Annotated in this window: 11 protein-coding genes; 5 read left to right on the forward strand and 6 right to left on the reverse strand. The window is 72.6% G+C overall.

Going from position 1 to position 12,147, the window contains the following annotated elements:
* Positions 1 to 3 precede the first annotated feature (3 nt).
* The 3 genes from IE311_RS23785 to IE311_RS23795 form a co-directional block, all read right to left on the reverse strand.
* Positions 4 to 1,149, reverse strand: a complete 1,146-nt coding sequence (locus IE311_RS23785) for a GDSL-type esterase/lipase family protein (protein ID WP_189833810.1) — start codon at positions 1,147 to 1,149, stop codon at positions 4 to 6.
* A 317-nt stretch (positions 1,150 to 1,466) separates the two neighbouring features.
* Complete coding sequence (gene aceB / locus IE311_RS23790; protein WP_189833811.1) at positions 1,467 to 3,098, reverse strand: malate synthase A; 1,632 nt, start codon at positions 3,096 to 3,098, stop codon at positions 1,467 to 1,469.
* A gap of 227 nt (positions 3,099 to 3,325) precedes the next feature.
* Positions 3,326 to 3,952, reverse strand: a complete 627-nt coding sequence (locus IE311_RS23795; protein ID WP_189833812.1) for a nucleotidyltransferase family protein — start codon at positions 3,950 to 3,952, stop codon at positions 3,326 to 3,328.
* Positions 3,953 to 4,139: 187 nt separating this feature from the next.
* On the opposite strand from IE311_RS23795, the gene IE311_RS23800 reads away from it, so the two are divergent.
* Positions 4,140 to 4,466: a DUF5955 family protein gene (locus tag IE311_RS23800; protein ID WP_189833813.1), complete on the forward strand. Its 327-nt coding sequence runs from the start codon at positions 4,140 to 4,142 to the stop codon at positions 4,464 to 4,466.
* A gap of 48 nt (positions 4,467 to 4,514) precedes the next feature.
* On the opposite strand, the gene IE311_RS23805 is transcribed toward IE311_RS23800, so the two are convergent.
* Both IE311_RS23805 and IE311_RS23810 read right to left on the reverse strand, forming a co-directional pair.
* Positions 4,515 to 5,141 carry a response regulator gene (locus IE311_RS23805; RefSeq protein WP_189833814.1) on the reverse strand — a complete coding sequence of 209 codons (627 nt, stop codon included), beginning with the start codon at positions 5,139 to 5,141 and terminating at the stop codon, positions 4,515 to 4,517.
* 3 nt (positions 5,142 to 5,144) lie between these two features.
* On the reverse strand, positions 5,145 to 6,368 hold the full coding sequence (locus tag IE311_RS23810; RefSeq protein WP_189833815.1) for a sensor histidine kinase: 1,224 nt from the start codon (positions 6,366 to 6,368) through the stop codon (positions 5,145 to 5,147).
* A gap of 112 nt (positions 6,369 to 6,480) precedes the next feature.
* Between IE311_RS23810 and IE311_RS23815 the strand changes: the two genes are divergently transcribed.
* Both IE311_RS23815 and IE311_RS23820 read left to right on the forward strand, forming a co-directional pair.
* Positions 6,481 to 7,560: an ABC transporter permease gene (locus tag IE311_RS23815; RefSeq protein ID WP_189833816.1), complete on the forward strand. Its 1,080-nt coding sequence runs from the start codon at positions 6,481 to 6,483 to the stop codon at positions 7,558 to 7,560.
* Complete coding sequence (locus IE311_RS23820; RefSeq protein ID WP_189833817.1) at positions 7,557 to 8,240, forward strand: ABC transporter ATP-binding protein; 684 nt, start codon at positions 7,557 to 7,559, stop codon at positions 8,238 to 8,240. The genes IE311_RS23815 and IE311_RS23820 overlap by 4 nt, the downstream gene beginning before the upstream one ends.
* A gap of 101 nt (positions 8,241 to 8,341) precedes the next feature.
* Here IE311_RS23820 and IE311_RS23825 read toward each other — a convergent pair whose 3' ends face one another.
* Positions 8,342 to 9,148: an IclR family transcriptional regulator gene (locus IE311_RS23825; protein ID WP_189833818.1), complete on the reverse strand. Its 807-nt coding sequence runs from the start codon at positions 9,146 to 9,148 to the stop codon at positions 8,342 to 8,344.
* A gap of 360 nt (positions 9,149 to 9,508) precedes the next feature.
* Here IE311_RS23825 and allB point away from each other — a divergent pair, with 360 nt between their 5' ends.
* Entirely contained in the window at positions 9,509 to 10,843 is a 1,335-nt protein-coding gene (allB, locus tag IE311_RS23830) for an allantoinase AllB (protein ID WP_189833819.1), read from the forward strand.
* 1 nt (position 10,844) lies between these two features.
* Complete coding sequence (gene alc, locus IE311_RS23835; RefSeq protein ID WP_189833820.1) at positions 10,845 to 11,960, forward strand: allantoicase; 1,116 nt, start codon at positions 10,845 to 10,847, stop codon at positions 11,958 to 11,960.
* Positions 11,961 to 12,147: the final 187 nt, after the last annotated feature.

The following is a 12,147-nucleotide window of genomic DNA, read 5'->3' on the forward strand; positions in this document are numbered from 1 at the left end:
GCGTCAGCCCGTCGTGAGGTACATCCCCGACGGCCCCGCCCCCGCCGTGTTCCGGCAGCTGTGGTTTCCGGTCGGGCGGGCGTGGACCAGCGCCAGACAGCGGCCGAGGGCCTGCTGGCCGTAGGCGTTCGGGTGCATGGACTCCTGGACGAGTCCCTGCGTGCTCTGGCTGTCGATCCAGCGCGCCCACTCGCTGCTCGTCCCCGACGCCGGCGCGGTCGAGGTCACCTGACGGCTCGCCCTGGCGCACACCTCACGCCCCTGGAGGGCGTCCCGCAGGTCCATGAACTGCACGCCCTTGGCCGCCGCGACGCCCTTCAGCCGGTTGGCGAGCTGGGGGACGAGGGAGTCGCGGGCCCAGTCGGAGTCGGCGTTCCAGAAGGGGCAGCCGCCCGTGTTGGTACGGGACCAGCCGCTCTCGACGTACCGGTTCTCGGAGGAGCGCGGGATGGGGGAGGGGTACGACTGGAGGACGATCCGGTAGTCGGAGGCGCTGTATCCGGCGCCCGTCATGACCGCGCGGATCTCGTCGACCGAGCGGCCGACGTCCGCCATGACGCCGTCGATCCTGGCGTCGACCTCACCCTGCTGGTCGTCGTGGCAGTACGAGTACCAGACGATGTAGTCGGTCGCGCAGGCTCTGATGATGTCGGCGAAGCCGAGGTCGTTGCCGCCGACGGACAGCGCGATCAGCTCCACGTCGTGGGAGGCGGCCACGGCCGCCAGCTGGTCGGCCTGGGGCGCCTCGCCGCGGTAGGCCTGGCCACCCTGCGAGGCGCGGAAGACGTTCTTCGTGGTCGCCCCGGAGCAGGCCAGGTTGATCAGGGAGCTCGCGATCGGCCCGGCGCTCCTGACCTCGGCGGTGTCCGAGCGGTGACAGCCGCCCGCGGTGGTGCCGTACACCCGGGACGGGTCGTAGGCGCTGCCCGTCCAGGCCCGGTCGGTGCCGTTGCGGCTGCCGGAGTTGGTCAGGCTGTTGCCGAGCCAGCGGCCGGCCTCGCCGGAGATGTAGCTGTCGCCCATGGTGACGACGGCGGTGGGACCCGTGCCGGGGGAGGCGTGGGCGGCGGGGGCGGCGACGGAGGCGAGCCCGGCGGCGGTACACAGTGCCAGGAGTGCGCGCAGCGCACGGTGGGGGGTCGAAGGCATGGCTGTGCTCCTGCGGTACGCAGTGACGTGGGGGACAGCCGCCGGCCGGTGGCATGGCGGAATCTGTCACCCCCCGGCTTATTACCGCTAGGTAGCTGCATATCTCGGTTCCGTCACGTCCCCTGTGGACCCACAGGAACGGAGGTGGGGAGCGGGCCGGGCGGGGGCGGGGGAGCGGCCGGGAACGGGGGCGGGGAGCGGGCCGGGAACGGAGACAGGGCCCCGCCTCCGGTGCTGTGCGACACCGGGGACGAAGCCCTGTCCTGATGCTGTCCGACCGCTGTGCGGGCTGCCGGGTCAGCCGTACTCCTCCGAGGTCAGCCGACCAGCTGCTCGTACGCCGGCAGCGTCAGGAAGTCCGCGTAGTCCGCGTCGAGCGAGACGTGCAGCAGCAGGTCGTGGGCCTGCTGCCACTTGCCGGCCGCGAAGGCCTCCTCGCCGATCTCGGCGCGGATCGCGTCCAGTTCCTCGGCGGCGACCTTGCGGGCCAGCTCCGGGGTGGCCTTCACGGTCTTTCCGCCGTGCTCGAATTCGACACCCGCGTTGATCCACTGCCAGATCTGCGAGCGCGAGATCTCGGCGGTGGCCGCGTCCTCCATCAGGTTGAAGATGGCGACGGCGCCGAGGCCGCGCAGCCACGCCTCGATGTAGCGCGTGCCGACCTGCACGGCGCTCACCAGGCCCGCATAGGTGGGCCTGGCGTCCAGCGAGTCGATGGCGATGAGGTCGCCGGCCGCGACGGACACGTCCTCGCGGAGGCGGTCCTTCTGGTTCGGCTTCTCGCCGAGGACGGCGTCGAAGGAGGCCATCGCGATCGGGACCAGGTCGGGGTGGGCGACCCAGGAGCCGTCGAAGCCGTCGCCGGCCTCGCGGTCCTTGTCGGCCTTGACCTTCTCGAAGGCGACCTTGTTGACCTCGGCGTCCTTGCGGGACGGGATGAACGCCGCCATGCCGCCGATCGCGTGCGCGCCGCGCTTGTGGCAGGTGCGCACGAGGAGTTCGGTGTACGCGCGCATGAACGGGGCCGTCATCGTGACCGCGTTGCGGTCCGGCAGGACGAACTTGGGCCCGCCGTCACGGAAGTTCTTGACGATGGAGAAGAGGTAGTCCCAGCGGCCGGCGTTGAGCCCGGCGGCGTGGTCGCGGAGCTCGTAGAGGATCTCCTCCATCTCGTACGCGGCCGTGATCGTCTCGATGAGGACCGTGGCGCGGACGGTGCCCTGCGGGATGCCGACGTAGTCCTGGGCGAAGACGAAGATCTCGTTCCAGAGGCGGGCCTCCAGGTGGGACTCCGTCTTCGGCAGGTAGAAGTACGGACCCTTGCCGAGGTCGATCAGACGCTGGGCGTTGTGGAAGAAGTACAGCCCGAAGTCGACGAGCGCACCCGGCACCGGGCGGCCGTCGAAGGTGAGGTGACGCTCCTCCAGGTGCCAGCCGCGGGGCCGCATGACGACCGTGGCCAGCTCGTCGGCGGGCTTGAGGGCGTACGACTTGCCCGAGCGCGGGTCCGTGAAGTCGATCTTCCGGTCGTACGCGTCGATCAGGTTGACCTGGCCCAGGACCACGTTCTCCCAGGTCGGCGCGGAGGCGTCCTCGAAGTCGGCGAGCCAGACGCGCGCGCCGGAGTTGAGCGCGTTGATCGTCATCTTGCGGTCGGTCGGGCCGGTGATCTCGACACGGCGGTCGTTCAGGGCCGCCGGGGCCGGCGCGACCTTCCAGGAGTCGTCGGCGCGGATCGCGGCGGTCTCCGGGAGGAAGTCCAGGGTGGAGGTGCGGGCGATCTCGGCGCGACGCTCCGCTCGGCGGGCGAGGAGCTCGTCCCGGCGCGGGGTGAACCGCCGGTGCAGTTCGGCGACGAAGGCCAGGGCGGCCTCGGTGAGCACCTCTTCCTGACGCGGCAGGGGCTCGGCATCGACGACGGCCAGGGGGGACGGCGCTGGTGCGGACATGAACTGTCACTTCCTTCAGCGGACTTCACGGGCGTGCCAGGCGGCCGCCGGGCGTCGCGCGGGACGGCACGGAGTGCCGCAGGCGCCGAGATACGGCCGCGAGCGCCCTCTGAACTAGCAGGCGCTTCTGAACAGTGGATACTAGTTTCCTCATGGTGGAAGTTCAATGGTTTGTTGATGTCGAGATTCTCCGGATCGACACAACATGGCGCTGGGTGCCATCGCCTTCACTCCAGGTGCGCCAGATCGGCCTCCGTGTCGATGTCGTAGGGCTCGGCCACATCCGAACAGTCCACCGGCGTGATCGCATCCCGGTGCGCCGCCAGATAGTCCCGCGCGCCCCGGTCGCCCACCGCCAGCTCGGCGATCCCCGCCCAGTGCCCGGCCCCGAAGAGCACCGGATGCCCCCGCTGCCCGTCGTACGAGGCGGCCGCCAGCGAATCGCGCGACGTGTACGCCGCCCGCACCCGGCCCACCGCCTCCGCCCCGATCCCCGGCTGGTCCACCAGCAGGACCAGCGCCGCGTCCACCCCGCGCCCGTCGGCGGCCAGCGAGGCGAGCCCGGCCCGCAGCGAGGAACCCATCCCCTCGGCCCACTCCGGGTTGTCCACCAGCACGCACCCGGGCAGCTCCGCCCGCTCCCGTACGGCGCCGGCCGACGCGCCGAGCACCACGTGCACCACCTCGCAGCCGGCCGCGCGCAGCACCCCCACCGCGTACTCGACGAGCGGGCGCCCGCGGTGGGAGAGCAGTGCCTTGGGCCGTCCGCCGAGCCGCCGCCCGCCGCCGGCGGCGAGCAGGAGACCCGCGACCACGGGTGCGCGGACATCGGTTCGATCATGCGCAGTTGTCATGGGGACTGCATACCGCATCGGGCGGAATCACACGGTCGCCTGAATTCCGCCCTCGGAGGGTGGCGCGCCGGGGTGGCGAAGGAGTTAACTGACCGCGACTCACGGCGCCCGACCATCGTCCGACGGGTCGGCTCGGAGTGTTCGGAGTGTGGAGTTCTGCGCACAGTGTCGTGCGAGGGGGAGAACCATGTTGCGAAGCGTGGGGCAGAGGCGAGTGACCGGCGAGGGTGTGGACCCCAGGGTGGCCGAACTGCGGTCCGCCGTGTCCCGGCTCCGACGCGAACTGGCGGCCCACCGGGTCGAGTTCGCCGATCGGGGCATAGCCGAGGGCGAACTCGCCGCGCTCGACGCCATGGCGCTCAGCGGCGCCCCCGAGGTTCGGCGGCTGCGCCGCTCCCTGCTGATCGTCGCGGGCTCCGTCGGCTCCGTCAGCGCCCTCGCCGAGGGCCTCGCAGGGGTCCGGCGCGCGGTGGAACTCTTCGGTCCGCCCCCGCCCAGGGAACCCCTGGACTGACCCCGGAACCGGGAGCCGGAGCCGCCGGGGCCGCGCCGGAAGCGGAACCTACCGCCGGATCAGCCGGCGTGCCGTCGCCGTCGCCACCGCCGCCGTGCGCGAGTCCACGCCCAGCTTCGCGAAGATGTGCACCAGATGCGATTTCACCGTCGCCTGGCTCAGGAACAGCACCTTGCTGATCTGCTGGTTCGACAGGCCCTCGCCCACCAGCTGGAGCACCTCCAGCTCACGCTTGGTCAGCGCCTCCGCCGGCGTCCGCATCCGGTCCATCAGCCGGTGCGCCACCGCCGGGGCGAGCGCCGACTGCCCGGCCGCCGCCGTCCGCACCGCCGCCGCCAGCTCCTCCGGCGGCGCGTCCTTCAGGAGGTAGCCGGAGGCGCCCGCCTCCACCGCCGCCAGGATGTCCGCGTCCGTGTCGTACGTCGTCAGCACGAGCACCTTCGGCCCGCCGGGGGCCGCCGTGATCGCCGCCGTCGCCTCCGAACCGTGCATCCCGGAGCCGAACTGCAGATCCATCAGGACCACGTCCACACCCCCGGCGGCGGCCAGCTCCACCGCGCGCTCGGCGGTCGCCGCCTCCCCGACGACGGTGAAGTCCGGCTCGGTGTCCAGGACCGCGCGCAGGCCGGCCCGTACCACCGGGTGGTCGTCGGCGAGGAGGAGGTGGATGGTCATGCTTCAGACTCCTGCGGGAAGGGGGAGGGAGACGGCGACGGCCGTGCCCTGGCCGGGGGCGGACTCGACGGTGAACGTGCCGCCCAGCGACTCCGCGCGCGAGCGCATCGCCGGAAGCCCGAAGCCGCCGTCGGACGACGGGCGCACGGAGACCGGCTCGAAGCCCGTACCGTCGTCGACGACGTCGAGGGTCACGGAGGCGTCCATGAAGGACAGCGTGATCTCCGCCCGCGAGGCCGCCGCGTGCCGCACCGTGTTCGCGAGCGCCGACTGCGCGATCCTCAGCAGCGCCACCTCGTACGGGGTCGGCAGCTCCACCGGCGTACCGCTCACCGAGAACCGGACCCGAGGCCCGGCCCCCGGTCCGTACGGCCCCGCCGCCGGCCCGTAGTCACCCACCCCCGGCTCGCACAGCCGTTCCAGGGCCGCGGCGAGGGAACCGTGCTCCAGGTCCGGCGGCGACAGCGCCCGTACGAAGCGCCTCGCCTCCGCCAGGTTGTCCTGGGCCGCCTGCCGCGCCCGGTCGATGTGCCCGGCGGCCGGAGAACCCGGCGGCAGGGCCCGCTCGGCCGCCCGCAGCAGCAGCTGGATCGAGGAGAGGCCCTGGGCCAGCGTGTCGTGGATCTCGCGGGCGAGCCGTTCCCGCTCGGCGAGCGTCCCCGCGTGCCGTTCCGCCGCCGCCAGCTCCGCCCGCGTCGCGATCAGCTCTTCGATGAGACGGCGCCGCCGCTCGCTCTCCCGGTAGAGCGCCTGGTAGCCGAGGACCGTCGCCACCGCGACCGCCGCACCGAGCAGCGGCCCGATGAAGACCCCCGGGTTGAGGGCGGCGCCGTGTCCCACGTACGAGAGGATCGCCGCGACCGCCGTCAGCGTCACCGCGGGCAGCGACCAGCGGACGGGCAGCAGGTGCAGCTGCAGGAAGTAGAGCGGGAAGGCCACCCAGAGCGCCTCCGGGGTCAGGCAGAGCATCGCCAGCCAGGAGACGCCGAGGGCGCCGAGCCACACGGCGGCGGCCCGTTGCGACTCCCGTACGGACGGCAGGTACGACCCGGCCGCGTAGACCGCGCCCGTCACCAGCGCCAGCACCGTTCCGGCGGCCGAATCGGCCCGCAGCGCGGCGAGGGCGAGCAGGCCCGCCATCAGGAGGTGGAGACAGAGGCGCAGCACGCGCAGGGCGGGGGCGAGGGGAGCCCGGGCGGGGTGGAGGAGGGAGGCGGGGAGATCCATGTCCCCTCCAGCCTAGACAGCGGCAGACAATCCGGACTCAACCGAAAGTTTGATTGCGGAGCCATCCGTGGCGCGATGCCCGGCGGCCCTCGCCCGGACCACTCTGGTCAGCATGTTCGTGGCATGGAGAGACCTCAGATTCGCCAAGGGGCGATTCGCCCTCATGGGCACCGTGATCGTCCTGATCACCCTGCTCGTGGGGCTGCTGTCAGGGCTGACCGCCGGGCTCGCGCGGGAGAACATCTCCGCGGTCACCGGCCTGTCCGCCGACCGGCTGGCCTTCGCGGCGCCGCCGTCGGGGCAGTCGGTCTCCTTCACCAACTCGACGGTGACGGAGGAGCAGTGGCGCCGCTGGGCGGATCGGCCCGGAGTGACGGCCGCGGCGCCCCTCGGCATCCGTACGCTCAACGGCGCCGCCGGGGACCGTACCGCCGCCGTCTCCGCCTTCGGTACGGAGCCGGAGGCCGGACTCGCTCCGGTGGCACCCGCCCGGGGGAAGGCCGTCCTCTCCGAGTCGGCGGCCCGGGAGCTGGGCGTCTCGACGGGTGACGCGGTCCGCCTCGGCCCGCTCGACCTCACCGTCGCGGCCGTCGCGGGCGACGCCTCGTACAGCCACACCCCGGTGGTGTGGACCTCGCTCGACGACTGGCAGCGGCTCGGCCACACCGGCACCACGGTGGAGGAACAGGCGACCGTCATCGCGCTCCGGGGCGACGGGCAGACCGACTGGGCGGCCGGCGACAAGGCCGTCGGCACCGAGGCGCGGACCGTCGACGGTGCCCTCACCGCCATAGGGTCCTACCAGGCGGAGAACGGCTCCCTCCAGCTGATGCGCGGCTTCCTCTTCGCCATCTCGGCCCTCGTCATAGGAGCCTTCTTCACCGTCTGGACCATCCAGCGCAGCGGCGACGTCGCCGTCCTCAAGGCGCTCGGGGCCTCGACCCCGTACCTCCTCAAGGACGCCCTCGGGCAGGCCGTGCTCATGCTCACGGCGGGCACCCTGCTCGGCACGGCGCTCGCCGTCGGCATCGGCGCGCTGGTCAGCGGCGGGAACGTGCCCTTCGTCCTGGAGCCGCTGACCGTCCTCGGGCCGGCGGCCGTCATCGTGGTGCTCGGCGTGCTCGGCGCGGCCCTGTCCATCCGGCGGATCACCGCCGTCGACCCCCTCACCGCCCTCGGGAGCGCCCGATGAGTCTCGTCCTCGACGCCGTCACCCTCACCTACCCCGACGGGGACGGCCGGCTCACCGCCCTCGACGCCGTCTCCCTCGACGTACCCGCCGGTACGCTCACGGCCGTCGTCGGCCCCTCCGGCTCCGGCAAGTCCAGCCTGCTCGCGGTCGCCGCGACCCTGGTGACCCCCGACCGCGGCGGGGTCCTCGTCGCCGGTACGGACACGGGAGCGCTGGACGCGGCAGGGCGGGCGGCACTGCGGCGGGAGCGGATCGGGATCGTCTTCCAGCAGCCCAATCTGCTGCCCTCGCTCACGGCGGCCGAACAGCTCCAGGTGATGGCACACCTGTCCGGCCGGGCCCCGAAGGAGGCCCGGAGCCGCGCCCTGGAACTGCTGGACGCGGTGGGCCTCGCGGATCTGGCCGGGCGAAGGCCGCACCAGCTGTCCGGCGGGCAGCGGCAGCGCGTCAACATCGCGCGGGCCCTCGTGAACGAACCCGCGGTGCTCCTCGTCGACGAGCCCACCAGCGCGCTCGACCACGAGCGGGGAGCCGCGGTGGTGGAGCTCCTGGCGGGCCTGACGGGGGAGCGTGGCACGGCCACGGTCCTCGTCACCCACGACCGCACGCACGTCGCCCGCGCGGACCGCGTGGTCGAGGTCCGCGACGGACGACTCTCCGAACGGACCGTCGGGGTCTGATCCCCGGACCAGGGCCCCGGCCCGGGACGTGAAGCCCGGGCCGGTGGATCGGGCGTCCGGATGTGAAGCCCGGGCCGGGGATCAGGCGTCCGGCCCGGGCGTCACGCCCCGCCGTTGCCCGAGGTGTTCGCCAGCGCCGCCGAGAGTTCCCGGGCGACCTCCTGGAGGATCGGGACGATCTTCTCCGTGGCCGCCTCGGTCACCCGGCCCGCGGGGCCCGAGATCGAGATCGCCGCGGCGGTGGGGGAGTCCGGTACCGACACCGCGAGGCAGCGGACTCCTATCTCCTGCTCGTTGTCGTCGACCGCGTAGCCCGTCTCGCGGACCGCGACGAGCGCGTCGAGGAAGCCGTCCGGCGTGGTGATGGTCTTCTCCGTCGCGGCCGGCATGCCGGTACGGGCGAGCAGCGCGCGGACCTCCTCCGCCGGGGTGTGGGCGAGGAGCGCCTTGCCGACGCCGGTCGAGTGCGGCAGCACCCGTCGGCCGACCTCGGTGAACATGCGCATCGAGTGCTTGGACGGCACCTGCGCGACGTACACGATCTCGTCGCCGTCGAGCAGGGCCATGTTCGCGGTCTCGCCGGTCTCCTCGACGAGGCGCGCCAGATACGGGCGGGCCCAGGTGCCGAGGAGGCGGGAGGCCGATTCGCCGAGCCGGATGAGCCGGGGTCCGAGCGCGTACCGCCGGTTGGGCTGCTGGCGCACATAGCCGCAGGCGACCAGGGTGCGCATCAGGCGGTGGATGGTGGGGAGCGGGAGTCCGCTGCTGGCGGAGAGCTCGCTCAGCCCGACCTCGCCCCCGGCGTCGGCCATCCGCTCGAGGAGGTCGAAGGCACGCTCAAGGGACTGGACGCCCCCGCTCGCGGCGGGCTTGGCGGCGTCGGTGGTGCTGGCGCTGGACGTCGGCACGGCAACGGTCCTTTCGGGGCAGGCGGGCAAGTCAGCAGCCTACCGGCCCGTCGATCGGGGCACATGGTCCCGGTGTCGGCGTCCGGGCCGGTCAGGGCCTGTTTGTCCGGTGTCGGCGGCGGTCCTGAGCGGTCCGGCTCGGCCCCACCTGTGTGGAGCTACGTTCTACTGTACGAAATTTACATTCCACTTCGTGGAAACATCCAAGCAGGGTTCGCCGACGGGCGATCCTGGAATTGTGCCCTTGACGACATGTCGTCCGGAAGTGAAGACTCCTTCAACAGTTCGTTGAATTTCCTGCCGGGTGGTTCCTCGCCGAAGCACCCGGTCCTCGCCGAAGCACTTGAAGAAGGGGTACGGGTGGACGTCAACCTGGTCCTGCGCTCGACGCGTGTCATCACCCCCGAGGGGACCCGCCCGGCGTCGATCGCCGTCTCCGGAGGGACGATCGCGGCCGTGCTGCCGTACGAGGCCGAGGTACCCGCCGGTGCCCGGCTGGAGGACGTCGGCGACGACGTCGTCCTGCCCGGACTCGTCGACACCCACGTGCATGTGAACGACCCCGGCCGCACCGAGTGGGAGGGCTTCTGGACCGCCACCCGCGCGGCCGCCGCCGGTGGCATCACCACACTCCTCGACATGCCGCTCAACTCGCTGCCGCCGACCACCACGGTGGAGAACCTGCGGGTCAAGCAGGAGGTCGCCCGCGCCAAGGCCCACGTCGACGTCGGCTTCTGGGGCGGCGCCCTGCCCGACAACGTCAAGGACCTGCGTCCGCTCCACGACGCCGGGGTCTTCGGCTTCAAGTGCTTCCTGTCGCCCTCCGGCGTCGAGGAGTTCCCCGAGCTCGACCAGGAGCGGCTGGCGACCTCGCTCGCCGAGATCTCCGGCTTCGACGGCCTGATGATCGTGCACGCCGAGGACCCGCACCACCTCGCCGCAGCGCCCCAGCGCCCGGGCGGCGCCTACGCCGACTTCCTCGCCTCCCGTCCCCGGGACGCCGAGAACACGGCGATCGAGAACCTGATCAACCAGGCCCGCCGGCTCGACGCCCGCGTCCACGTCCTCCACCTCTCCTCCTCGGACGCGCTGCCGGTCATCGCCGCCGCCAAGGCCGAGGGCGTGAAGATCACGGTCGAGTCCTGTCCGCACTTCCTCACGCTCACCGCCGAGGAGATCCCGGACGGCGCCACCGAGTTCAAGTGCTGCCCGCCCATCCGTGAGGCCGTCAACCAGGACGCGCTGTGGCAGGGACTCGCGGACGGCACGATCGACTGCATCGTCTCCGACCACTCCCCGTCCACGGCCGACCTCAAGACGCCCGACTTCGCGTCCGCCTGGGGCGGCATCTCCTCCCTCCAGCTCGGCCTGCCCGCGATCTGGACCGAGGCCCGCCGCCGCGGCTTCGACCTCACGGACGTCGTCCGCTGGATGTCCGAGGGCCCTGCCCGGCTCGCCGGACTCACCCGCAAGGGCGCCATCGAGGCCGGCCGCGACGCCGACTTCGCCGTCCTCGCTCCCGAGGCGACCTTCACGGTCGACCCGGCCGACCTCCAGCACCGCAACCGCATCACCGCCTACGCGGGCAAGACCCTCCACGGCGTCGTCACTTCCACCTGGCTGCGTGGAGAGCGGATCGCCGACAACGGCACCCTCGCCGAGCCCTCCGGCCGCCTCCTCGAAAGGAACAACTGACGTGTCCGCCATACCCAGCTTCACCGGTGACGCGAGCCCCTACGGCGGCGGCGACCCGTACGCCGACTACCGGACGGCCGACTTCCCCTTCACCCAGTACGCCGACCTCGCCGACCGGCGCCTCGGCGCGGGCGTGATCGCCGCCAACGACGAGTTCTTCGCCGAGCGCGAGAACCTGCTCAAGCCCGAGGCCGCCGAGTTCGACCCCGAGCACTTCGGCCACAAGGGCAAGATCATGGACGGCTGGGAGACCCGCCGCCGCCGCGGCGTCTCGGCCCAGCAGCCGCACCCCACCGAGGACGACCACGACTGGGCCCTCGTACGGCTCGGCGCGCCCGGTGTCGTCCGCGGCATCGTCCTCGACACGGCCCACTTCCGCGGCAACTACCCGCAGGCCGTCTCCGTCGAGGCCGCCTCCGTCGCCGGCTCGCCCTCGCCCGAGGAGCTCCTCGCCGACGACGTGAAGTGGACGACGCTCGTTCCGCGCACCGCCGTCGGCGGTCACGCCGCCAACGGCTTCGCCGTCGACGTCGAGCAGCGCTTCACGCACCTGCGCGTCAACCAGCACCCCGACGGCGGCATCGCCCGCCTCCGGGTCTACGGCGAGGTCGCCCCCGACCCGGCGTGGCTCGGGGTCCTCGGCACCTTCGACCTCGCGGCCCTGGAGAACGGCGGCCAGGTCGAGGACGCCTCCGACCGCTTCTACTCCCCGGCCACCAACACCATCCAGCCGGGCCGCTCCCGCAAGATGGACGACGGCTGGGAGACCCGCCGCCGCCGCGACAAGGGCAACGACTGGATCCGCTACCAGCTGGTCGCCGAGTCCGAGATCCGCGCCGTCGAGATCGACACCGCCTACCTCAAGGGCAACAGCGCCGGCTGGGCCGCGCTCTCCGTCGCCGCCGAGGGCTCGGAGGAGTGGACCGAGATCCTGCCCCGGACCCGCCTCCAGCCCGACGCCAACCACCGCTTCGTGCTCGGCACGCCGGCGGTCGGCTCCCGGGTGCGGATCGACATCTACCCGGACGGCGGCATCTCCCGCCTGCGTCTCTTCGGCTCCCTCACGGAGGCCGGCGCGGCCCGTCTGACCGCCCGCCACCAGGAACTGGGCGGCTGACGCCGACGGGACCACCGACAGGCCGGGTACGCCCGGCCGTCCCGGGACTCCGGGGTCGGGCGGCCGACACCGCCCGACCCCCAGGGCTCCCGGTCACCCGAGAACTGGGCGGGTACGACACCCCGCCCGGCCCGCGAGGGCGCACCGGAACGACAGCACCGGTGCGCCCTCGCGAACCCTTTCCGGG

It is taken from the genome of Streptomyces zaomyceticus (assembly GCF_014656215.1).
In the GTDB taxonomy this organism is placed as follows: domain Bacteria; phylum Actinomycetota; class Actinomycetes; order Streptomycetales; family Streptomycetaceae; genus Streptomyces; species Streptomyces zaomyceticus.